Here is a 21,447-nt window from a genome sequence, read left to right as displayed (position 1 = left end):
AAAGATTGACATATATCGAAGAGGTGGCATTATCGGTCGAGTCAGCAGTTCGACATAAGTCACAGAGGTAAGGGGAACACATCATGTCCCGCGCCCAACTCGCGCTCAACGTCAACGACCTCGACGACGCGATCGCGTTTTACTCCAAGCTGTTCAACACCACCCCCGCCAAGGTCAAACCCGGCTACGCGAACTTCGCGGTCACCGAGCCGCCTTTAAAGCTCGTCCTCATTGAAAACCGGGGCCATGGTGGGACTCTCAACCACCTCGGCGTCGAGGTGGAGTCCAGCGATGCCGTCCACTCCGAGATTGCGCGGCTGACCAACGAAGGACTGTTCACCGAGGAGGAACTCGGAACCACCTGCTGCTTCGCCGCGCAGGACAAGGTGTGGGTGACTGGACCCGCTGGCGAGAAGTGGGAGGTGTACACCGTCCTCGCGGACTCGGACTCGTTCGGTATCGACTCCGCCGCGCTGGTCAACCCCGCTGGCACTAGTAGCACCTGCTGCACCGCAGCGACGAGCGACAATCCGACGGGTGAATCGTGAGCCAGCGAACAGTACGCGAGACGCCGCCTGCGGTCGTGGAGAAGCTGTCGCGGCTCGACCAATTCTTACCGGTGTGGATTGGCCTTGCGATGGCTACAGGTCTACTACTCGGGCGGCTAATCCCGGGACTCAACACCGCCTTGAATCACGTTCGGATTGACGGTATCTCGCTGCCCATCGCCCTAGGTCTACTGGTGATGATGTACCCGGTTCTGGCCAAAGTCCGCTACGACCGGCTGGACACCGTGACCGGCGACCGCAAGCTGCTTGCAAGTTCACTCGTACTGAATTGGCTCGTCGGTCCCGCATTGATGTTCGCGTTGGCGTGGCTGCTGCTGCCCGACCTCCCCGATTACCGCACGGGGCTGATCATCGTCGGTCTCGCCCGCTGCATCGCCATGGTGATCATCTGGAACGATCTAGCCTGCGGCGACCGCGAAGCCGCAGCAGTCCTGGTGGCACTCAACTCGATCTTTCAGGTCATCATGTTCGCCGCGCTCGGCTGGTTCTACCTCTCGGTCCTACCCGGCTGGCTCGGCCTGCCACAGAGCACGATCAGCACCTCGCCCTGGCAGATCGCCAAGTCCGTGCTCGTCTTCCTCGGCATCCCTCTGCTCGCCGGATACCTCACCCGGCGCTTCGGCGAGAACGCCCGAGGACGGGACTGGTACGAGTCCACATTCCTGCTCAGGATCGGGCCGTGGGCGCTCTACGGGCTGCTCTTCACCATCGTCATTCTCTTTGCGCTGCAAGGACACCAAATCACCACCCGGCCACTCGACGTACTCCGCATCGCTGTCCCGCTACTGGTCTACTTCGCCGTCATGTGGGGCGGCGGCTACCTCCTGGGCGCGGTCCTCGGGCTGGGCTACCAACGCACAACCACGCTGGCGTTCACCGCTGCGGGCAACAACTTCGAATTGGCCATCGCGGTCTCCATCGCGACCTACGGGGCCACGTCAGGACAAGCGCTCGCCGGTGTCGTCGGCCCCCTTATCGAAGTTCCGGTCCTCGTCGCACTGGTCTACGTATCCCTCGCCCTACGACGACGATTCGCCCTTCCCGTAGTCAAACCCGTTGCATGATGGCGAATACCAAGCCAGCGGTGCTGTTCCTCTGCACCCACAACGCCGGTCGGTCTCAGATGGCGATGGGATTCTTCAAACATCTCGCAGGCGACCGCGCCAGCGTCTACTCGGGCGGGTCCGAACCCGCTGCCGAAGTCAACCCTGCCGTCACCGCAGCCATGGCCGAAAAGGGCATCGACATCGCCACCGAACAACCGAAGCAGTGGACCATGGACATGCTCGACGCCGTGGACGTGGTGATCACCATGGGATGCGGCGATACCTGCCCAGTCCTGTCCGGACGCCTCTACGAGGATTGGGTTCTGCCCGACCCAGCGGGACAATCCGTTGGCGCGGTCAGGCCGATCCGTGACGAGATCGAACAACGAGTACGCGTGCTTCTCATCTGGCTAGGAGTGCTCGACGGGTCTGGGGGGTGACCCGTCAATGGGCGACCGGCGCCTGCAGATCAGGGGCGAAGGAAGTCAAGCCGATCCCCTTGTATTTGGTCATAAGTCGCTCGTATTCGCGGCGGTTGCGGGCCAGTGGGGTGTCGGTGAATCGAGCCGACAGCCACCGATATGCCTGGCGGACAAGGGAAGTCAGCACGGTGTATTCGAGATCATGGCGACGCCGCCAGGTCATCGGCACGATGGCCCGCACGCCGGGATGCATTGGGCCGAACCCGAGCACCGTCAGGATTTCTCCCACGATTGGCTGGGTGATCCGCCACAACGGGGCAGTGAGGGCGGGCAGGAAGTCGGGCCGCCCGGGCCGGTACGTGTAGGCCACCGCGCACTCCAGGGTGGCGGTGCGTTCCAGCACACTCGAACTCGTCGCCGCGTGGTTCCGCGACGAGCTGCCCACCAGTCGTGACCACCTTGTCGACCTGGTGGCCGCCATGCTGCTTTCCACAACACACATCTCGACGACGCTGCCCCGAGTTTCGGAGTAGGACGGTCTGCGCTCGGTCATGCGAAATGGGTCAGATAACCCATTACTATGGTCAATCACGCCCAGTTGGTCACCCAGCCATCCGCTGTCGTCGACGTGATCAGCGAGGCCGTGAATCAGAGGTCCTGACGCGCGCGGCCAGTGTGGGCTGTCCCGGTCCGGACAATTCGTCCAGCGCGTCGGGCCGGCCCGTCATTGCCATCAGGAGCGCTTCACCGGTGCCCGTGACCTCTGGTCCGTCACCGCGCTGCCAGGCGAGGTCCGTCGCCACCAACCGCAACCCTCTGATCCGCCGCCCGGCGCCCAGCCGCGGATTTCCCGGCACCAGCGGCAGTATGCGTGCGAGCCGTTCGGTGGGGACGGCGCGCCGATAGCCGAGTGCTCGTCGGATGTCCTGGTGGTGGACGGTGCCGTCGACCAGTCCGATCATGCCGCCGAAAGCGGCGGTAAGGCCCATCGGATGAAGATGCCGGTGCAGAAAGTCCATCAAACCGCTTGGCGACATCCCGGCAAAATCCTGCACGCCTACCTCGTTGGCGTGGATGACCAGACCCTTCGCGAACCGTTTCGCCAATCCGAGCGGCGTCAACTCCTCGTAGCTGACGACATGGGCGACAACGTCTTTGACCGTCCACTTGTCACACAGGCTCTGCGCCGCCCACTCCTGCGGCGTGAGCGTCGTGAGAAATGCAGCGAGGTCGACACGTTCCTCGTAGGCCAGCTCCATCAATGTTTTCTCTTGGGTACTCATCTGGGCTACCCTCCGCCGGCGCCGCCGGTCGCCTCGAAGACAACGCGACGCCCGATCTCCACGGCGTGGTCGGCAAACCGTTCGTAAAACCGGCCGAGCAGCGTGATGTCCACAGCTGCTGCGACTCCGTGTTTCCACTCGTTGTCCATCAAGACCTTGAACAGCTGTTGGTGGAGTTGATCCATCGCATCGTCTTCTTGGCTGATCTCAGCGGCTTGCTGTGGATCTTTGGAAACCACAACGTCTTTGGCGCTGTTGCCCAGATCAACGGCAACGCGTCCCATCTCGGCGAAATGGTCGCGCACCTCCTCCGGCAAGACGTGATTGGGATGACGGCGCCGGGCGATCTTCGCGACGTGCAGGGCCAGCGCGCCCATCCGTTCGGCGTCGGCCACGTTCTGCAGGGAACCAACGACGAGCCGCAGGTCGCCGGCTACCGGTGACTGCAGCGCGAGCAACACGAACACCGTTTCCTCGGCACGGCTCTGTAACTGCGCGAGTTTGTCGTGGTCGGTGATGACCTGCTCTGCGATCGCCAGGTCCGCCTGGAGCAGCGCCTGCGTCGCACGGTCCATCGCCAAACCCGCGAGACCGCACATGATGCTCAGCGTCTCGGTCAGCGACTCGAGTTGCTCATGAAACGCAGTACGCATCGCCCTACCTCGACATCGATGAACCCGGCATGAACCCTATCTTTCCGGATACCCACAGCCGTTGTCTTTAGCAGCTCTGGCGGTCAGAGTTGTTCGCAGGATATTCCCGAGAAGGGGTAACGATGCCGCTGTCCAATGTGCTGACGCGGATCGTGGCTTTGCTGGGGTAGACGCCAGTGGCCGCGACGGACCAGAACGATCAGCCATTGATTGCCGAAGTCTCGTCGCTGACCCGAGGTTCCGAACGGGCTCAGGCCCAGCTGTTCGCCAGGCTGCTGCGCCGCGACATCGCAACCATGACACGAAAACTGACCAAGGCCGAGGCGGCCTGGCAACGCCGCTGCGAGTCCGACGGATACGTCGATCCTCCCCAGCGTCTGGTGATCGTCCGTGCGCGCATCGCCGAAGCAAAAAGAATGCTCAGCGCGTTGAAGGCTCGCTTCCCCCGGAGCTAGCCTCGGCCAGCACCCGACGCTTCTGTTCGCCGATCACCTGGTTGAGGTAGTCCGCTTTGGCGCAGCCGTAGTAGGCCGCGAATTGCAGGGCCAGCTCGTCCATCTCGTCGAACGAGATGTCACCGCTCTTCAGGGCCGCGTACACATGGGACATCACCGGGATTTCGGCGTCCTGGAAGGCAACACAGGCAACGGTGATGAGTCGGCGCTCTTTCATTCCCAGTCCAGGCCGCAGCCACATCTCGCCGAAGACGAAATTCAGGATGCCCGCCCCGGTGTATGGATTGTCGCGCGGCGGCGCAAACGGGATGCAGTTGATCTGCCTGAAGCATTCTTCGCCACCCTGCAGTCGCTGCTCGGGATCGCTGGCGGAAACAAGCGGTAGCAACGGCTCGGGATCGACGGGCTGACTGTCGCGTTCGTCGGTGATTCTGGCCCACTGCTGGTCGACGACGATGTTGAACCGGGACGCCTTGGGCCAACCCGCGTACACCGCGAAATGCAGTACCGTTTCTCGCATTTCGGTGATCGTGAGGTCACCGCTGTTGAGGGCCGCATACACATGCTGTTCCAGGGGAGTGATCGCGTCTGCGGCCGCGACGCATGCCAGGGTCACAAACCGGCGATCGCGTCGGCCGAGTCCCGGCCGCGCCCAGACTTCACCAAAGACGAAGTCGATCAACCCATTTGCGAACGGGCTGTGCTCGTGCGAAGCCTCGAAGGTCATCACCTCGGCGAAAGTGCGTACTCCTCGGTCATGTCGCTGACTATCTGCCATGGCCGCCTCTACCTGATCGTGACACCGGCGTCGACCTTGAACTCAAGTCCCGTCACATACCGCGATTCATCGGAGATCAGGTACAGCACCGCATTGCTGACATCAGACGCCTCGATGAGCGGAGCGGGCAAGGCGTTGAGGAAGATCGGCACGAGGTCTGCTCGCTGCTCGATCAGGCTGTGCATGGATGGCGGTGCCATCCCCGTCACGACACCGGTCGGATGCACGGTGTTGACGCGGATGTTCTGCGCGGCAACCTCATTGGCCAGTGCCACGCTCATGCCCACGATCCCGTGCTTGGATGCCGTGTAGGGAAGATGAAACGGCGTTCCCTTGATGCCCGCCGACGAACTGATGTTGACGAGGCTTCCGCCACCGCGTTCCACCAGATGAGACAGTGCCGCTGCGCAGGTGTTCCAGGCGCCGATGAGGTTGACGTCGAGCACCAATCGCCATTGCTCAGCGGTGGTGGTGTCCCACGTGCCGACGGTCAACACGCCGGCGTTGGCGACCGCGCCGTCCAGGCCGCCAAGTTCCTCGACGGCGTCGTCGACCGCCGCCTTCAATGCGGCTTCGTCGCGTACGTCGACCACCTTGGTGATCGCCCGACGGCCCTGCGCGCCGACCTGTCGGGCGGTTTCGTCGAGATCGTCTTCGGTGGCCAGCGGGTAGTCCAAACCCGTTGGTGTCGAGCAGATATCGACTAAGATGCAGTCGGCGCCCTCTTCGGCCAACCGAACGGCGTGGCTACGGCCCATCCCACGGGCCGCCCCGGTGACGAGAACGCGTTTGCCTTCGACGCGCCCCGCTGAGTGTGCCATCGGGTCACACCTTGTTGCAGAAGCCGGCGTCGACCGGGAAGGTCACTCCGGTCACGTACTTGGCCTCGTCGGACACCAGATATGCGATCGCGGCGCTGATATCTTCGGGCTCCAACATCCCGACCGGCATGGGGTTTTGCAGATGCGGGCCGGCATCGGGGTTCTTCTCGAGAAACTCGGCCATGTCGGGGTTCACGGCCATCATGGTGTTGACTGCGGTGGGGTGAACGGTGTTGACCCGAATGCTCATCGGTGCAAGCGCATTGGCCAGCGCCCGCATCAAGCCGACGATTCCGGTTTTGGACGCCGCGTATCCCAGACCGCCGCCTTGCAGCCCGCCGAATCCCTTGATGCCTGCGGTCGAACTGGTGAAAATCATGACACCACCACGGTTTCCGGTTAACAGATGCGGAATCGTCGCCCAGGCTGTGTGGTACGCGCCGTCGAGGTTGACGCGGGTGACCGCCTGCCATTGGGCCAACTCTTCTTCGATGTTCAGCTGTCGAAACGCCAACGGCGCTATCCCAGCATTGGCCAGGACGATGTCGAGCCGCCCGAATTGTTCGACGCCGGCATCGACGGCAAGCTTCACCTGATCAAAATCCCGCACGTCGGCAACGCTGCCGATCATCTTGCCGCCGGCATCCTCGACGAGTGCGATGGTCTCGTCGAGTTCATCCCGCGAGGCCATCGGATATCCGTTCGCCCCAATGTCGGCGCAGATGTCGATGCCGACGATGTTCGCTCCTTCGCGTGCGAGGCGAACGGCGTGGCTTCGCCCCTGCCCACGCGCAACCCCGGTGATGAAGGCGACTTTGCCATCCACTGAACCCACCGTGCGGGCCCTCACTTCCAGTCGGGTCATCGGCGTGAAATCCGACGAAGGTAACAGAGTTACTCCTCTGCACAGTAACATGGTTACCGTGAGCGCAAAAGTGGCTGGAAAACCGGCGGCATCCAGTGCCCCGACGACCGATCCGATCCTCGAAATCGTGGTCGACATGCTCGATACCGACGGCTACGAGGCCGTTCAACTGAGAGAAGTGGCGCGCCGGGCCAGGGTGTCGCTGGCCACCATCTACAAGCGCTACCCGACTCGCGACGAGCTGATCGTCAGCGCGTTGGAATGGTGGATGGACGCCAACCGGTATGCGGGCCTGCCATCGCTGGCCGATGGGCTGCCAGGCGAGTCGATCTACGCAGATCTCATGCATGTGCTCACGATGATCTTCGAGCCGTGGGAACAGCATCCCGTGATGCTTCGGTCCTACTTCAGGGCGCGGTCAGCACCCGGCGGTCAACGACTAATCCAGCGCGGCGTCGATGCCGTTGTGCCCGTTGCGAAAACAATCTTGGCGTCGGCCGATCCGAGTTTCGCCGCAGACCTCGAATTGATCCTCACCGGCGTCGTGTTCGGATTCCTGGGACAGTTCGCGCAGGGAGAAATCGACGTCACCGAGATCGTGCCCGGCATCGAACGCACGGTGTTCTGGTTGACGACGGCGTACCAGAGTCTCCCGACCGTGCGGCGGCGCTCCTGACCTAGGAGTGGCCCAGGTGTTGAGCGTCTTTCCAGATTCCGTCGCCGGGCATGTCCAGACGATCTGTGACAGGTTGACGCCATTGCGGTGTGGAAGTGGGCTCGCCCCAGTAGTCGGTGACTTTGATGGCCTGGCCACCCTCGATTTCGGCAATGCAGTTGCACGTCCATTCGACGGTGTCGATGATTCGCTCATGGTTTCTCCGCTCAGTCTGAAGAGTTCCGCCGGCCCGCGAGCCCGTACATTGCGTCTGCGGCGACCGGAGCAAGCCCCAGTTCGCCGGCGACCGCGTCGATAGACCTCTGCGTGGCGGTGAGATCGGCCTGACGGCCGGGGACGAAGTACGGCCCGACGTAGTGGTCGTAGTACCGTTGCGCTTCCTCGCGGGTGAGTCGGTCCAGGAACCAGGCGACATAATCGACTGCTCTGCTTGGCGTTTCGGCAAGCAATTGCAGTGCGCGCTCGTTGCCGCGCGCCAAACCGCGCAGCGCGGGACTGTCCAGCGGAATATGGGTGGGGTCGACCACGATGCCGACGGTGGGGATCTGGAAATAATCGCCGACCCAGGCCAGCAGATGGAATCCTTCTTCCTCGGCGACCTGCTCGGGCGAGAGTGTGCTGCCCACGTACGCGGCGTCGATCGAGCCGTCCCGCAGGCGTCGCAGGTCCATCTGGTAGTCGCCGGGATGCCGCACGACGCATTCGAGGTCATTGTCGGGGTCCAGACCGTGCTTGCGCAAGACGATGCGGGCGAAGGTGCCCGGCGGGTCGGCGGGGCCGTGGACGGCGAGCCGCCGCCCGCGAAGATCCGCCATCGACTTCACCTCGCTGTTGCCGAGGAACCAGAACAGCGGATGGTCGGTACTGAAACTGACGGCGGTCCACTCGATCCCGTCTTTGAGCCGCGACACCAGGGTTTTGCCCAAGCCGATCACCGCGCCGCGGCGCAGCCGCTCAACCGGCCAGCTCACTCCGTCGCGGACAGCCACGTGGACACCCTCGTCTTCGAAGTAGCCCTCTTGGTCGGCGACGTGGGCGACCAGCTCCTCGTGCAGGCCCCGCCCCACATAGGCGAGATCGATTGTTTCCACGGCCACAACCTCTTTCCGACGTCAGTCCATCGCCAGGCCGCCGTTGACCTCCACGCAGTGTCCGGTGATGAAACCGGAATCTTCACTGGCGACAAAGGCGATCGTGTGCGCCACCTCGTCGGGTGTGACGAGTCGACCCATCGGGTTAGTGGCACCGAGCCGGCTTACGTCGTCGGACGCCAAGAGCGTGTCGGAAGTAGCGCCGGCCACCGTCGCCGGCGAAACCAGGTTGGCGGTGACACCGTGTGGCGCAAGCTCCAATGCGAGATATCGCACGAACTGGTCCATCGCTGCTTTGGCTGTGCCGAGGTTGATCATGCCTTCACGTGGTCGGCGCGACAGTATCGTTGTCATATAGATCAGGCGGCCAAATTCTCGGGCAATCATGCCCGGTACAACAGCTTTGGTGACCAGGAATGCGGCATGCAGCTCGCGGTCCAGCTTACCGCCCAGCTCTTCCCAGCTCAGATCGGCAAACGAGGTGACCTTGTACGGCATCAAGGCGTTGTGCACCAGCACATCGACCCGTCCCCAGCGTCGCTCGGTTTCGGAGAACATCGAACCGACCTCGTCGGGGTCGGTGACATCGGCTCGAATCGCGCATGCCTCTCCGCCGGCCTCGTTTACGGCTTTGACCACCGCGTCCGCTTCCTCGGTGCTGGAGCGGTAGTTGACCACTACCCGAAATCGCTTCTGCGCGAGCAGCAACGCAGTCGCGGCGCCAATGCCCCGACTGGCGCCGGTAATCACCGCCACACGACCCATCAGCCTTGCCTCCCTCACTTCAGTTCACGTGGACCGCGGGATGAAACCCGGCACACCGGTGTGCACCACCGAGTTGAATCTGATGGTGGTCGTGATGTGGTCCCGGATCTCGCTCATCGCGTCGGCGGGAAGCGGCGATATTTGATAATTCTCTTGAATGCGTCGAGGTTTCGTTGAAGTTGTGAGGAAAGCGCTGCCGCGCTGTGCTGCCCAGGACAGCGCCACCTGGGCCGGCGACATCTGCAACCGCTCCGCGATGCCGATAATAACCTTGTCTTGCAGTAGGTTTGGATCCATCGAATGCCCCAGTGGGGCGAACGCCAGCAGCACAATCCCGTTCTCGCGGCAGAAGTCGAGTAGTTCCCACTCCGGTAGGTAGGGATGCGACTCGACCTGCACAACGGCCGGTTTGATCCGCGCCGCCGCGACCAGCTCGCGCAGCTGATCCAGCGAAATGTCCGACAAGCCGATCGCCCGGCAGGCTCCGTCGTCGAGGAGGTGCTCGAGGGCCTGCCACGTCTGAAGCAGGGTGACCCCCTCGTCGTAGATCACCTGGCCGTCCGCGTCTCGCGGCGCCTGATCGTCACCCGGCGCGAATGCGTAGGGCGTGTGAATTAGGTAGCAGTCGACATAGTCGACTTGCAACCGGTGGCAACTCGCGTCATACGCGGGTCGGACCCGTTCTGGACGATGGTTGGTGTTCCATAACTTGGTGGTGACAAAAACGTCGTCTCGCGCAACTGTTCCCGTGTCGAACGCTTCGCGCAGCGCGTCACCCACCGCTTGCTCATTTCGGTACCGCTCTGCGCAGTCGAAATGCCGAAAGCCCACGTCCAGCGCGGTCTTGGTGGCCTGCTTGGTCGCTTCGAGATCCGGAATCAAGGTGCCGAACCCGACTACCGGAATCGCACCTGATCCATGGGTGAGCGCAATTCGTGAGTGACGGAGCGCATCGCTTGCGGTCATGTTGAGACCTCCGTACGCACCCTGGTGGGTGAGGCTGGTCCGATGATGCCATTGCGCATCGCTGCCGTCACTTTCGCCCGAGAAATCATTACGCGAACATCGCGTGTTCGGTCGGCCAGACAATTGAACGATGTTGAATTGGCGCTTGATGTGTCACAGCCACTTCAAAGGTTTGGGGCCATTAAGAACAAGCGCACTTATGGATCGATCGGATGCACCATAATCGGCATGTGGAGCGACGACGTAACGGTCAGGCCAGCCTTTCGCCGATAGACACCCTCAAGCAGTTGCCTGCCCTTGTCGTGCTTGAGCGGATTCCGGTTCCTGTGCTCGCCATCGCGAACGACGGCTCGCTGGTGTTCGCTAATTCGGCATTCTCGGAAATGGTCGGCCGTGCGCCGGCTGACGTGGTGTCGATGAAGTTCGGCGAGATCTTCCACCTGCCGATCAGCACCGAGCCTGCGGTCACGGTCGTGCAGTCGCTTGCCAACGAGGTGGTCGAATTGGCCCACCTGGACGGGTCGAGTGTGCGCGCGCTGATGAGCAGGTCGGCGCTGATCCGTGCCGATGACGACATCGCGCTTGCGACTTTTCACGACCTGACCGAGCAGCTCTGGCTCGACGAGCGTTAGAACGCCCTAGCTTTCTTCGATCTCCAGCGGAGCGACAGCCTTGATCGCAAGCGCGGTGCGCCGCTTCAGGAATTGCGTGAAGTAATCGATCTTGTCGGGTTGCACGATTCCCCGTAACACCGTCGCGAGCGCTTTCTCGTAGTCACCGAGCAGAACCACCGGATCGTCCAGGCTGCTGGCCTGACGCAGCCCCATATAGAGGGACACCAGCAGACGCCCGATGTCTTCTGGATCGCCGCGCTCGACGATGTCACCCTCGCGAATCCCGCGTGCCGCGATGTCGCCGATCAGCTCGATCCAGCCACCCAGCAGCCGCTCCTGCAGCTTCTCGGTCCGGCCGACCGACTCCAGCAAGTTGAAAGCGGCCCGCGTGACGTCCTCGGTGATATCGGACATCGCGATCAGGTAGGACACGTCGATCAGAGTCTCCAGCCCGGATAGCTTGCGGCTGAACACCTCCTGAACCGCTGCGCCGGATTTGACCGTCTGATCGTCGACGATCGCCAACGCCAGCGCGTGCTTGGAACGAAAATGGAAATACATCGCGCCCTTGGTCAGCTGCGCTTCGGCCAGAATGTCGTCGAGGCCGACGGCGTAATACGGACGTTGGGCAAACTGGTGCGCCGCGGCTCGCAGAATCTGCTCGCGCGTCGTGTCCGAACGCCTATCGCTTACATCGCTCATGTTTGTCAGATCGAGGTCGAGGATAGGGCCTGGCTGTCGGCCAGGAACGGCATGGGCATCCAGCGCGACGAGAGTAGCGATTCCATCGCGTGGCCGGGCAGTGGACGGGAAAGCAGGTAGCCCTGCGCCCGATGACATCCGTGTCGCATCAGAGTCAGTGCGGCGGCCGGGGTCTCCACACCCTCGGCCACCAGTTGTAGGTCAAAGGCTTCGGCAAGGCCGATGATGGCGCGGACGATCGCCAGATCACGGCTGCTGGTACCGAGGTCGCGCACGAACGATGTGTCGATCTTGAGGGTGTCGACCGGCAGCGATTTCAGGTGTGACAAAACGGCATAACCGGTCCCGAAGTCGTCGATGGCGATCTGGACTCCGACATCTTTGAGCGCCTCGAGTGTCTTGCGGGTGGTGTCGATGTCGCGAACCACCGCGCGTTCGGTGATCTCCAGGCAGACCGAGCCACCATCGATGCCGAACTCGTCGATTGTTTCGGCCACGCTGCTGACAAAGTTCCGGCCGATCAGTTGGGAAGGCGACACATTGAGCCGCAACGTGGTGTTGAGTCCGATGCCGCGAGAGCGCCAGCCGCTGAACTCCTTGAGCGCGGTCCGCATCACCCATCGGCCCAAATCCGCACCCAGATTGGCGGATTCGGCTACCCCGATGAAAGACTCCGGCAGCAGCAGCCCCCAGGTTGGATGCCGCCACCGGACCAGCGCTTCGACGGCCACGATCGCGCCGGTCCATAAATCGACCTCGGGCAGGTAGTGCAGTAGCAACGCGTCGTTATCGATTTCGCCCTGGAGCTGGAGCTCGATGTCGTTGCGGAACAGACGCTGTAGCGACATGTCGTCGCTGGAGACCGCGACGCTGTTGCCGCCGGAACGCTTGGCGGTCAGCACCGCCTCGTCCGCGCGATGTAAAAGATCGCTCGTGTTGTCGCGTCCGGGCATGCCCACCGCGACGCCGACGCTGACGGTGCGGGTGATCATGTGGCCACCGAGGGCCATTCGGTCGCGGAGTGCCGCGCAGAGTGCTTCGCCGGTCTTTTCCGCCGTTTCGATCGACATCGACTGGTCCGGCACGACGACGAACTCGTCGCCGCCCAGGCGGGCAGTCATGCTTTTGGCGCCGGCTTTCAACCGCAAATGCTCGGCGAACGTCCGGATGAACCAGTCGCCGGCGGTGTGGCCGAGGTAGTCGTTGATCGACTTCAGCCGGTCCAGGTCGAGATACAGCACCGGCACGGGACCGGGCTGACCGGCAGCGAGCCTGTCGGACAGGTACGCCATCAGCGCGCGGCGGTTGTGCAGGCCGGTCAGATCGTCGTGCTCGGCGAGGTTGCGAAGCTTCTCTTCGGCGGTGATGCGAGCCTGCAATTGCGCGAGCAGCGAGGCGACCGTCTGGATGGTGTTGAGTTCGTCGGGCCGCCACTTCTTGCGGCGAAACTTCATGCAACTCAATTGACCAGTGGTCACCCCGCTAGAGATCAGCGGCGCCGCGGCTGCCGACGGGGCGGGGATCTTGGCAGCCTCAAGGCTCCAGCGCTCGCGCGCACCCGCTATCCAACGGGCATAGACCGGATCGGATGGTTCCGGGCGAATCACCGTGAGCTTTTTACCGTGTTCGCACAACGACAAAACCGGGTCGGCACTGCTGAAGTGCGAGACCGCCATGGAATCGGGGACTGAATCGTCTTTTCGCGGTGGCCATGCCGCAACCAGTCTGGAAACCCGGATCTGATGATCGTTGTGGCGCAAGAAAGCAGCGTCGATGTCGAGATGTTCGACGAGCTCGGCGAGTACCTGTTCGTTGACCTCGGCAACCGTCGACGCCGTCGTCTCCATCAATCGGGTGGCGACGCGAGTGACCAGGTTGCGTGGCAAGGTCTCCTCCGATGTGTACCTAGCTCGGGGTGCCGCGTCAGAGTCTGGTGTCTGGCTTATTAAGCGTCTGTCTAATCCGGTGTTCGAATTCAAGGCGCAGCAGTTCGCGAAGTATATACGCCCGGTATCGGCGGCGTCGCGCTTAGCGATGCCCTACCGCGCTGGCAATGGGCACCGCAAGCAATGGTTTTCGGCACCCTCGACGACGAATTCGGCGCTCGAAATCCTCACCGCGCATACCCGCTGGGGCCGGTTAAATAAACTGCTTGATTTAACTCGCTGGTCGGTGTTCACTGAGTCGGTGACCGCAGCCCGAGTCCTGCGCAACGATCGATCAACGGGAACGCGGGAAGCGCTCTTGTCTGCTGCCGAGCGGCTGTTCGCCGAGCGCGGAATGTATGCGGTCTCGAATCGCCAGATCAGCGAAGCCGCAGGCCAAGGCAACAACGCGGCGGCCTGCTATCACTTCGGCACCAGAACCGATCTGCTGCGCGCGATCGAAAGCAAACACCGGGTGCCCATCGAAGAACTCCGCGGCCAGATGCTGGCCGGCATCGATGGCTCCACCGAATTACGGGATTGGGTGGGCACGCTGGTGCACCCGCTCACCGACCATCTGACCGCGCTGGGCAACCCGAGTTGGTACGCGCGGTTCGCCGCACAGGCGATGGCTGACCCCACCTATCGGCAAGTCGTCACCAAGGACGCGCTCGGCTCGCCGGTGCTCGTACACGCGATCGGCGGTATCAACCGCTGCCTGCCCGACCTGCCGAAGCGTGTCCGCTTCGAGCGGATGGTGATGGCCCGAAACTTGTTGATGCACACCTGTGCTGAGCATGAAGGCGAGCTCGCCGAGCATGGGCCGCGGTCGCGGTCCAGCTGGCCGATCGCGGCTGAGGGACTGATTGACGCGATCGTCGGCCTATGGCGGGCGCCGGTTCATCGCTTACAGGCTTCGCTACCGCGCTGATTTGAGTTCGCCATGGAAGAAGGAGCCTATGTCTGACACCTTGACCGGACACCCCGGTGACGTCGCTTCGAACATTCCGGACTACCCGATGGCGAGGGCCGCGGGTTGCCCCTTGGCGCCCGCGCCGGTCGCATTGGAGCTCAATGCCGTCAAACCCCTGAGTCGAGTGCGCATTTGGGACGGCAGCACGCCGTGGCTGATCACCGGCTACGACGCGATCCGCGCGTTGTTCACCGATTCACGCGCCAGCGTGGACGACCGCAAGGACGGTTATCCGCACTGGAACGAAGGCATGCTGGCGACCGTGCACAAGCGGCCGCGCTCGGTGTTCACCGCAGATGCCGAGGAGCACACCGCGTTTCGGCGCATGCTGTCCAAGCCGTTCACCTACAAGCGAGTCGAAGGCTTGCGGCCGGCCGTCCAGCAGATCACCGACGACCACATCGACGCCGTACTGGCCGGCCCCCAGCCGGCCGATCTGGTCGAGCAATTGGCGCTGCCGGTGCCGTCGCTGGTGATCAGTCAGCTTCTGGGCGTGCCGTATTCGGACGCCGACTTCTTCCAGGAGCAGGCCAGCAGGGGGATGGGCCGCTACGCGAGCGCTGAGGAGTCGGCCGAAGGGGCGACCGCGTTGGCGCGGTATATCGCCAAGCTGGTACGCACCAGAATGGAAAGCCCCACCGAAGATCTGGTAGGCGATCTCGCCGAGCGGGTCAACGCCGAGGAACTCAGCGTCCGGGAGGCGGCCCAGTTGGCCACCGGCGTGTTGATCGCCGGACATGAGACCACCGCGAACATGATCAGCCTGGCGATCGTCGCGCTGTTGGAACACCCGGATCAATTGACGTTGCTGCGGGACACCGACGACCCCAAGGTAATCGCCACTGCCGTAGAGGAATTGATGCGTTACCTCAGCATCATCCAGACCGGGCAGCGTCGGATCGCGACCGAGGACATCGAGATCGACGGCGAAGTGATCCGCGCCGGCGAAGGCATCATCCTCGATGTGCCGCCGGCGAACTGGGACGAACGGCGCTATCCGAACCCGGACCAGCTGGACCTGCAGCGTGAGGACAACCCGCACGTCGGGTTCGGCTATGGGCGGCACCAATGCGTCGGGCAGCAGCTGGCCCGGATGGAGTTGCAGATCGTGCTGCACACGTTGTTTCGCCGCGTCCCGACGCTGCAGATTGCGGTCCCCGTGACGGAGTTGCCGTTCAAACACGACGCGCTGGCCTACGGAATATACGAGTTACCTGTCACATGGTGAATGGCGGTGATCTCATCCATCACCCGGGCGGGCGCCATTTCACGGCCGCTGTGCAGAAATCGCGACTCGCGATACCGCACGTTTCGCAAGGGCTAATCTGCAAGTATCTAACGGATTTGAAACTGATTGGTGCGCTGGAACAATGACCCAAGCCAATGCGCTCTACCCTGCTGGCGGCTTCGGCGCGCCAAAGAACCGGCACGGCCAGGCCCACGGAAACGTCGGGCTTCCGGCGGGCACGGAGGTGTTCTCCGCCGACACCCACATCTCGCTGGCCGCGGACATCTTCTACGAACGACTCCCCGATGAGCTCAAGGACAGTGCGCCGCGGATCTGGTACGAAGACGGCGCATACCAGATAGGCCACCAGGGGCAGTCGTTCCTGCCGGACGTCTTCAGCGCGGTGCTGATGCAATACGACGACCTTGCCGGGGCGGCCACCAACAACATCGAAGCGCGGATACGCGAACTGCGTGAAGACGGCGTGGACCGGGAACTCGCGTTTCCCAACGCGCTGCTGGCGATGTTCGGGTTTCCGGACAAGCCGCTGCGCGAGCGCGTCTTCCGGATCTACAACGAGTACATCGCCGATTTACAGGAACGATCCGACGGCCACTTCCTCGGTGTGGGCTTGATCAACTGGTGGGACCCCGATGGTGCCCGGCGGACACTGGACGAGTTGAAATCGCTTGGCCTCAAGACGTTCCTGTTGCCGCTCAACCCGGGCAACGGCGACGACGGCATCATGATGGACTACGCGTGCACCGCGATGCGGCCGGTCTGGGACGCGATCGAGCAATCCGGCCTGCCGGTGACACACCACATCGGTGAAACACCGCCCAAGGCGCCCTGCGAGGTCAACAACGTCGCGGTTGCGATGATGGTGAACATCGACGGGTTCCGGGAAATGTTCTCCAAGTACATCTTTGGCGGTATCCTCGACCGTCACCCCGGCCTTCGGATCGGCTGGTTCGAAGGTGGTATCGCCTGGATACCGCCGGCATTGCAGGACGCCGAACATGTGCTGGCGTCCTATCAGCACATGTTGGATCATCGTCTGGAGCACGACATTCGGTACTACTGGGACACCCACATGAGCGCCTCGTTCATCGTCGACCCGCTGGGCCTGAAGTTGATCGAGGAGATCGGTGTCGACAAGGTGATGTGGTCATCCGACTACCCGCACAACGAGAGCAGCTTCGGCTACTCGGAGAAATCGCTGGCCGCCGTCGTCGCCGCCGTCGGCCCGGACAACGCCGCCCGCATCGTCAGCGGCAACATCAAAAAATTCCTGGGCGTGTGAGATGACGGCTTCCTCCGCCGTGCAGAGCTTCGTCATCCCCGAGGAACCCGACTTTGCGCGGATGCATCGCGACACCGGTGCGCGGCTTCGGGCTGCGATGGCCGACCACGGCGTCGACGCGCTGATCCTGCTGATGAATGACAATGTGGTGTACGCCACCGGCGCCAGCTGGCCGGTGCTGGACGCCGGTCTGTCGCACGTCGAACGGCCGGTGGCGATCGTGCTGGCCGATGACGAACACCCACATCTGTTCATCCCATTCCGCCAGGGCGCCGCATCGGAATTCCAAGTGCCCGAGGACCATTTGCACGATCCGCTCTATCTCGAATTGGAGGAGGGCGTCGAGCAATTCGCCGGCGTGGTCGGCGAGCTGATTCCGCGGGGCGCCAGGGTCGCGGTCGACGAGATCACCGGAGCGATGCGTCGCGCCGCGGACCGGATCTTCCCCGTCGGGCCGCCATCGGACGCCGCGGTCGTGGTCGGGGCGGCGAACCTGGTCAAGACGCCGGATCAGATCGCGTGCCTGCGCACGGCGATTCGCATCACCGAGCACGCGATGGTGGACGTGCAACAACAGCTGGCACCCGGTGTGCGGCAGACCGATCTGTCGGCCAAGCTGGTGCGCCGGGCTTTCGAACTGGGTGCGACGGCCAACATGCTGGAGGCGATCTGGCAGGTGATGCCGCCCTCACGCGCCGAGGGAGTGTGGACCACGCACGGCGACCTCGCGCTGCCGTTGCTGACCAACGAACGCGAACTCGCCAGGGGCGACGTGCTGTGGACCGACATCAGCATCAGCTATGCCGGGTACTGTTCGGATTTCGGCCGCACCTGGATCGTCGGCGACAAGCCGTCGGCGCGTCAGCAGGCTCAGTACGAGCAGTGGCAACACATCCTCGACGCGGTGTTGAAGGTCACCAAAGCCGGTGCGACATCTGGTGATCTCGCGCGGGCGGCGATCTCCGCCAACGGTGGCAGCAAGCCATGGCTGCCGCATTTCTATCTCGGGCACGGCATCGGCACCTACCCGGCTGAACAGCCGATGATCGGCACCGACCTGGGTGAAGAGTACGACGACAACTTCGTCTTCCCGGTCGGCATGGCGCTGGTGCTCGAGCCGGTCGTGTGGGAGGACGGCACCGGCGGTTATCGAAGTGAGGAGATCGTGGTCATCACCGACGACGGCTGTATCCGGATCACCGACTACCCGTATGCGCCGTATGGATACTGAGATCCAGCCCGACGCAAGGGAATTGCGATCTGTTCGCCGCCAGCGGGCGCTGGCACAGATGGAAGCGCACGACCTCGACATCCTGGTGCTGGGCCGCCAGGCCAATGTCCGCTACGTCACCGGGGCGCCGCAGCTGTGGATCGGCGGGACCCGGCCGTTCGGACCGGTCTGCGTGATGCTGCGCGGCACCGGCGAGATCTACTTGATGAGCACCGATGACGAGGGAGTCCCCGAGGAGATCGGCCACGACCGACTTTACGGCCTGGCCTGGAATCCGATGACGTTCATCGAAGTGCTGAAGAACATCGACGGGGCGTCGACTGCCCGCCGCGTCGGCACCGATGCAATCTCACCGACTTTCGCCACGCTGCTGCCGATGGCTTTCCCGAACGCAGAATTCGTCGACGGCGAGCTGCCGATGCGAACCGCGCGGCGGACCAAGACGCCCGAAGAGATTGCGGCCATGTCAACTGCGGTGCGAGTTGCCGAAGCCGGGGTCGCCGCGGCGGTCGCGGAGTTGCGGCCCGGGCTGTCCGAGCAGGCTCTGGCGGGCGCGGTGTTGGAGGCGATGACCGCTGGCGGAGTCAGCACACCGGCCACCCAGGACGCCGCGTGGGTGACCTCGCGCGAACACCCGTGGCGACGCGCGGAGAGTGACGGCGGGCTGGTGCGCTCCGGTGACCTGATCGTGTTCAGCGCCGGGGCGCTGGCCGACGGATACGTCGCTGAGGTTGGCCGGACCTGGCCGGTGGGCGACGCAGCCGATGCGACCGGCAAGTTGTATCAACGCTCTAATCAGCTGTGGGACAAGCTGATCACGGCCTGCCAGCGCGGTGCTCCCGCCTCCGATTTGCTCGCGGCCTACGACCAGGCCGGCGAGCCGGCACCGCCGATGGCGGTTGCGCACGGACTGGGGCTCGGCTTCGATCCGCCGGTGGTCTCCCGGCAGCTGCCGGCCACCGCCCGTGCCGAGCGGCTGGACCCGGGGATGGTGCTGGCGCTGACCGGTTACGTATGGCAGGAGGGCCTTGGCGGGGTGTTGCGCCGCGACACCGTCGTCATCACCGATGACGGGCCGGAGGTGCTGACCGCCAGCCCGTCATGGGCCTAGCGCACCGTCGAGGATCTGGCCGAACTGCTTTCTCTCCCAGAGGTTCAGCGCGTTGGTCAGCATCTGCAACGGGGCTCGCACGCTCTCGTCGTCTTTGATGCGCGGGTCTTTTCTGGTCAGCGTGTGAGCGGCGTCGCCGAACCGGGCGCGGATCAACGCGGGGATATCGAGCAGCCAGGCCACCGCCATGATCCCGACGTAGAGCATCAGCTGGTTGTTCAGCTCGCTCACGCTGAGTTCGGGCCCGCCACAATCGCGTACCTCCGCAACGAACAGGCGCAGCAACTCGTCGAGGTGGTGATCCCACATGGCGGTCTCGGCCCCGGACATCGCTCCCCACAACGCCATGGCCACATTCATCTGGCCGGCGCAGCCCCAGTCCATCAGGCCGCAATGCAACGCATTGTCGCTGTCGCGCCAGAACCAGGCGTTGTCCACGTTGGCGTTCCAGTGGCACAGCGCGACGTAGTCCGGGTGATCGGCCAGATAGCTCCACACTGCGGGCTCGTGTGCCAAGAATCGGGGTGCGTCGTCGTGCAGTCGCGAAATAAATTGCGGTGAGCAGACGTTCGCGGGAATGAGCCGGGGGCTGGTCTCGGCGAAGTCGGCGAACTGGCCAAGCCGACGGGTCAGCTTCTCGGCGCTGATCGGTGCCCGTTCGCCGACCTGTGCCGCCTGGATGTCGGCCGGGAACTGGTCGGCAGAAATGCGTCCGGACCGGTGGCCGCCGACGAGTCGGCCCAGTGCCGTCACCAGCGCCCGGTAGTGCTCCAGCGGCTCGGGCATCTCGTAGTCGAGGCATTTGTGGTACTGACGCTCGATACCGTTGGCGCCAAGCTGGATTCGCTCCGAAATCAGTAGCCCCGTGCCGGTGTCGCGGTGGTAGTCGGCGAATTGGGTGGCCGGGACGGTGACCGGAAAGCCGGGTTCACGCGACAGCGTCGCGAAGAGGACTTCCGATTCCATCTGGGTCTTCCCACGGTCGCGGATGGGATCGTCGAAGTTGCGGGAGAACTTCACGAACAAGTCGGTGTGCGTGTCGGTTTTGTCGTACTCGACAGTCAAAAGCACTTTGCGGCCGGTACTCCCGCCGCGGACCTCGTCGAATTGGCTGATCCGCGTGACGGCGTTACCGGTACCCAGCGCACCCGAGAGGCGGAACGCGGTGGTGAGAAATGCTGCGCCGCCAGCACGCAACGCCGCGGGGTCAGCCGGGATCGCCAGACCGAAGTGGTCGCCCTTGACCCATCGGTCCGCTGACATCACCAGGTCTGTTCGGCCGCTCGGACCAGCATGTGGTTGACGGCCACGCGGCGATTGCGGGTGACGACGTACAGCACGGCGTCGGCGATGTCCTCGGCGGCCAGCTTGACCATGTCCGCGGTCTGCCGGTCGAACGCCGCACGAGATTCCGCGGGCAGGTGCTCGCTGATCTCGGTATCGACGGTGCCGGGCCCCACCACGCCGACCCGCACCCGCTTGCCGATCAGTTCCTGGCGGATGCCTTCGCTGAACGCGTTGATGCCGAACTTGGTCAGCGAGTAGACAGCGGTGCCCGGCCGGGCCACCCAGCCGGCGGTCGAACTGATGGTGACCAGATCGGCGACACCACGCGGCGAGTCCGCAGCGGCGCCGATCAGGTGGGGGATCGCGGCGCGGGTCACGTACAAGACGCCTTGGATGTTGACGCGCACCAGGTCGTCCCAATCCTGCAGTGGCGCTTCGGCGGCCGGCGACATCCGCATCAGGCCGGCATTGTTCACGACGGTGTCCAGGCGCCCCAACTCGTCGACGGTCTGCTGCACGGCGGCGGCGACCTGGCCGGCGTCGGTCACGTCGGTGGGCGCCGATAGCGCCGTGCCGCCCGACGATTCGATCTCGGCTTTGAGTTGGTCCAGCCGGTCGGCGCGGCGGGCCAGCAGCGCGACGGCGGCACCCTGGTCTGCGAGCGCACGTGCGGTCGCGGCGCC

At 63.6% G+C, this 21,447-nt stretch carries 22 protein-coding genes and 1 pseudogene; 10 read left to right on the top strand and 13 right to left on the bottom strand.

Features of this window, described 5'->3' with window-relative positions; all coding sequences use genetic code 11:
• Positions 1-83: 83 nt before the first annotated feature.
• Both WAO18_RS11545 and arsB read left to right on the top strand, forming a co-directional pair.
• Complete coding sequence (locus tag WAO18_RS11545; RefSeq protein WP_422206416.1) at positions 84-548, top strand: ArsI/CadI family heavy metal resistance metalloenzyme; 465 nt, start codon at positions 84-86, stop codon at positions 546-548.
• Positions 545-2,055, top strand: a pseudogene (arsB, locus tag WAO18_RS11540) (ACR3 family arsenite efflux transporter). The gene WAO18_RS11545 and the pseudogene arsB overlap by 4 nt, the downstream one beginning before the upstream one ends.
• A 4-nt stretch (positions 2,056-2,059) precedes the next feature.
• Here arsB and WAO18_RS11535 read toward each other — a convergent pair.
• The 3 genes from WAO18_RS11535 to phoU all read right to left on the bottom strand — a co-directional run bounded on the left by WAO18_RS11535 (position 2,060) and on the right by phoU (position 3,973).
• The gene (locus WAO18_RS11535; protein WP_422206415.1) at positions 2,060-2,590 is read right to left on the bottom strand and encodes a hypothetical protein; all 531 of its coding nucleotides are present in this window, start codon (positions 2,588-2,590) and stop codon (positions 2,060-2,062) included.
• Between the two features lie 79 nt (positions 2,591-2,669).
• A complete protein-coding gene (locus tag WAO18_RS11530; protein WP_422206414.1) occupies positions 2,670-3,320 on the bottom strand; it encodes a maleylpyruvate isomerase family mycothiol-dependent enzyme in 651 nt (216 codons plus the stop codon).
• A gap of 5 nt (positions 3,321-3,325) precedes the next feature.
• Positions 3,326-3,973, bottom strand: coding sequence for a phosphate signaling complex protein PhoU (gene phoU, locus WAO18_RS11525; RefSeq protein WP_422206413.1), 648 nt, complete (start codon positions 3,971-3,973; stop codon positions 3,326-3,328).
• Positions 3,974-4,149: 176 nt separating this feature from the next.
• Here phoU and WAO18_RS11520 point away from each other — a divergent pair, with 176 nt between their 5' ends.
• A complete protein-coding gene (locus WAO18_RS11520; RefSeq protein ID WP_422206412.1) occupies positions 4,150-4,428 on the top strand; it encodes a hypothetical protein in 279 nt (92 codons plus the stop codon).
• On the opposite strand, the gene WAO18_RS11515 is transcribed toward WAO18_RS11520, so the two are convergent.
• Genes WAO18_RS11515 through WAO18_RS11505 form a run of 3 tightly spaced genes read right to left on the bottom strand, consistent with a single transcriptional unit; the run spans position 4,394 to position 6,862 of the window.
• Positions 4,394-5,206, bottom strand: coding sequence for a carboxymuconolactone decarboxylase family protein (locus tag WAO18_RS11515; protein WP_422206411.1), 813 nt, complete (start codon positions 5,204-5,206; stop codon positions 4,394-4,396). The genes WAO18_RS11520 and WAO18_RS11515 overlap by 35 nt on opposite strands.
• 8 nt (positions 5,207-5,214) lie before the next feature.
• Entirely contained in the window at positions 5,215-6,027 is an 813-nt protein-coding gene (locus WAO18_RS11510) for a mycofactocin-coupled SDR family oxidoreductase (RefSeq protein ID WP_422206410.1), read from the bottom strand.
• 4 nt (positions 6,028-6,031) lie between these two features.
• Positions 6,032-6,862: a mycofactocin-coupled SDR family oxidoreductase gene (locus tag WAO18_RS11505; protein ID WP_422206435.1), complete on the bottom strand. Its 831-nt coding sequence runs from the start codon at positions 6,860-6,862 to the stop codon at positions 6,032-6,034.
• A 79-nt stretch (positions 6,863-6,941) separates the two neighbouring features.
• On the opposite strand from WAO18_RS11505, the gene WAO18_RS11500 reads away from it, so the two are divergent.
• A complete protein-coding gene (locus WAO18_RS11500; protein WP_422206409.1) occupies positions 6,942-7,568 on the top strand; it encodes a TetR family transcriptional regulator in 627 nt (208 codons plus the stop codon).
• A gap of 206 nt (positions 7,569-7,774) precedes the next feature.
• On the opposite strand, the gene WAO18_RS11495 is transcribed toward WAO18_RS11500, so the two are convergent.
• From WAO18_RS11495 to WAO18_RS11485, 3 genes are read right to left on the bottom strand one after another with little or no spacing between them, the layout of a single operon-like run.
• On the bottom strand, positions 7,775-8,659 hold the full coding sequence (locus WAO18_RS11495; RefSeq protein ID WP_422206408.1) for an ABC transporter substrate-binding protein: 885 nt from the start codon (positions 8,657-8,659) through the stop codon (positions 7,775-7,777).
• A 21-nt stretch (positions 8,660-8,680) separates the two neighbouring features.
• On the bottom strand, positions 8,681-9,424 hold the full coding sequence (locus tag WAO18_RS11490; protein WP_422206407.1) for an SDR family NAD(P)-dependent oxidoreductase: 744 nt from the start codon (positions 9,422-9,424) through the stop codon (positions 8,681-8,683).
• A gap of 24 nt (positions 9,425-9,448) precedes the next feature.
• Positions 9,449-10,390, bottom strand: coding sequence for an aldo/keto reductase (locus WAO18_RS11485; RefSeq protein WP_422206406.1), 942 nt, complete (start codon positions 10,388-10,390; stop codon positions 9,449-9,451).
• Between the two features lie 269 nt (positions 10,391-10,659).
• On the opposite strand from WAO18_RS11485, the gene WAO18_RS11480 reads away from it, so the two are divergent.
• On the top strand, positions 10,660-11,022 hold the full coding sequence (locus WAO18_RS11480; RefSeq protein WP_422206434.1) for a PAS domain-containing protein: 363 nt from the start codon (positions 10,660-10,662) through the stop codon (positions 11,020-11,022).
• Positions 11,023-11,028: 6 nt separating this feature from the next.
• Here WAO18_RS11480 and WAO18_RS11475 read toward each other — a convergent pair whose 3' ends face one another.
• Together WAO18_RS11475 and WAO18_RS11470 are read right to left on the bottom strand one after the other, a co-directional pair.
• Positions 11,029-11,706, bottom strand: a complete 678-nt coding sequence (locus tag WAO18_RS11475; protein ID WP_422206405.1) for a TetR family transcriptional regulator — start codon at positions 11,704-11,706, stop codon at positions 11,029-11,031.
• Between the two features lie 5 nt (positions 11,707-11,711).
• Complete coding sequence (locus WAO18_RS11470) at positions 11,712-13,592, bottom strand: putative bifunctional diguanylate cyclase/phosphodiesterase (RefSeq protein ID WP_422206404.1); 1,881 nt, start codon at positions 13,590-13,592, stop codon at positions 11,712-11,714.
• Positions 13,593-13,878: 286 nt separating this feature from the next.
• Between WAO18_RS11470 and WAO18_RS11465 the strand changes: the two genes are divergently transcribed.
• From WAO18_RS11465 to WAO18_RS11445, 5 genes are all read left to right on the top strand, one after another.
• Entirely contained in the window at positions 13,879-14,562 is a 684-nt protein-coding gene (locus tag WAO18_RS11465; RefSeq protein ID WP_422206403.1) for a TetR family transcriptional regulator, read from the top strand.
• A 28-nt stretch (positions 14,563-14,590) separates the two neighbouring features.
• The gene (locus WAO18_RS11460) at positions 14,591-15,832 is read left to right on the top strand and encodes a cytochrome P450 (RefSeq protein WP_422206402.1); all 1,242 of its coding nucleotides are present in this window, start codon (positions 14,591-14,593) and stop codon (positions 15,830-15,832) included.
• A 142-nt stretch (positions 15,833-15,974) separates the two neighbouring features.
• Complete coding sequence (locus WAO18_RS11455; protein WP_422206401.1) at positions 15,975-17,135, top strand: amidohydrolase family protein; 1,161 nt, start codon at positions 15,975-15,977, stop codon at positions 17,133-17,135.
• 1 nt (position 17,136) lies between these two features.
• Positions 17,137-18,366 carry a M24 family metallopeptidase gene (locus WAO18_RS11450; RefSeq protein ID WP_422206400.1) on the top strand — a complete coding sequence of 410 codons (1,230 nt, stop codon included), beginning with the start codon at positions 17,137-17,139 and terminating at the stop codon, positions 18,364-18,366.
• On the top strand, positions 18,356-19,477 hold the full coding sequence (locus WAO18_RS11445; RefSeq protein WP_422206399.1) for a M24 family metallopeptidase: 1,122 nt from the start codon (positions 18,356-18,358) through the stop codon (positions 19,475-19,477). The genes WAO18_RS11450 and WAO18_RS11445 overlap by 11 nt, the downstream gene beginning before the upstream one ends.
• Here the strand turns inward: WAO18_RS11445 and WAO18_RS11440 are convergent.
• Positions 19,466-20,740: a hypothetical protein gene (locus WAO18_RS11440; protein ID WP_422206398.1), complete on the bottom strand. Its 1,275-nt coding sequence runs from the start codon at positions 20,738-20,740 to the stop codon at positions 19,466-19,468. The two genes, WAO18_RS11445 and WAO18_RS11440, sit on opposite strands and share 12 nt — an antisense overlap.
• Positions 20,740-21,447, bottom strand: a 708-nt coding sequence (locus WAO18_RS11435) for an SDR family NAD(P)-dependent oxidoreductase (RefSeq protein ID WP_422206397.1), incomplete at its 5' end; no start/stop codon positions are given. The genes WAO18_RS11435 and WAO18_RS11440, both read right to left, overlap by 1 nt.

Source organism: Mycobacterium sp. (assembly GCF_049278535.1).
Classification (GTDB): domain Bacteria; phylum Actinomycetota; class Actinomycetes; order Mycobacteriales; family Mycobacteriaceae; genus Mycobacterium.
The sequence above is the reverse complement of the archived record's forward strand: the minus strand, read 5'-3'. Positions and strand labels throughout refer to the sequence as shown.

What these genes read in the sequence shown, in the direction of transcription:
- WAO18_RS11545 (WP_422206416.1), top strand. Translation starts at nt 84, where the DNA reads ATGTCCCGCGCCCAACTCGCGCTCAACGTCAACGACCTCGACGACGCG.
- WAO18_RS11535 (WP_422206415.1), bottom strand. Translation starts at nt 2,590, where the DNA reads ATGACCGAGCGCAGACCGTCCTACTCCGAAACTCGGGGCAGCGTCGTC.
- WAO18_RS11530 (WP_422206414.1), bottom strand. Translation starts at nt 3,320, where the DNA reads ATGAGTACCCAAGAGAAAACATTGATGGAGCTGGCCTACGAGGAACGT.
- phoU (WP_422206413.1), bottom strand. Translation starts at nt 3,973, where the DNA reads ATGCGTACTGCGTTTCATGAGCAACTCGAGTCGCTGACCGAGACGCTG.
- WAO18_RS11515 (WP_422206411.1), bottom strand. Translation starts at nt 5,206, where the DNA reads ATGGCAGATAGTCAGCGACATGACCGAGGAGTACGCACTTTCGCCGAG.
- WAO18_RS11510 (WP_422206410.1), bottom strand. Translation starts at nt 6,027, where the DNA reads ATGGCACACTCAGCGGGGCGCGTCGAAGGCAAACGCGTTCTCGTCACC.
- WAO18_RS11500 (WP_422206409.1), top strand. Translation starts at nt 6,942, where the DNA reads ATGGTTACCGTGAGCGCAAAAGTGGCTGGAAAACCGGCGGCATCCAGT.
- WAO18_RS11490 (WP_422206407.1), bottom strand. Translation starts at nt 9,424, where the DNA reads ATGGGTCGTGTGGCGGTGATTACCGGCGCCAGTCGGGGCATTGGCGCC.
- WAO18_RS11485 (WP_422206406.1), bottom strand. Translation starts at nt 10,390, where the DNA reads ATGACCGCAAGCGATGCGCTCCGTCACTCACGAATTGCGCTCACCCAT.
- WAO18_RS11475 (WP_422206405.1), bottom strand. Translation starts at nt 11,706, where the DNA reads ATGAGCGATGTAAGCGATAGGCGTTCGGACACGACGCGCGAGCAGATT.
- WAO18_RS11460 (WP_422206402.1), top strand. Translation starts at nt 14,591, where the DNA reads ATGTCTGACACCTTGACCGGACACCCCGGTGACGTCGCTTCGAACATT.
- WAO18_RS11455 (WP_422206401.1), top strand. Translation starts at nt 15,975, where the DNA reads ATGACCCAAGCCAATGCGCTCTACCCTGCTGGCGGCTTCGGCGCGCCA.
- WAO18_RS11450 (WP_422206400.1), top strand. Translation starts at nt 17,137, where the DNA reads ATGACGGCTTCCTCCGCCGTGCAGAGCTTCGTCATCCCCGAGGAACCC.
- WAO18_RS11445 (WP_422206399.1), top strand. Translation starts at nt 18,356, where the DNA reads ATGGATACTGAGATCCAGCCCGACGCAAGGGAATTGCGATCTGTTCGC.
- WAO18_RS11440 (WP_422206398.1), bottom strand. Translation starts at nt 20,740, where the DNA reads ATGTCAGCGGACCGATGGGTCAAGGGCGACCACTTCGGTCTGGCGATC.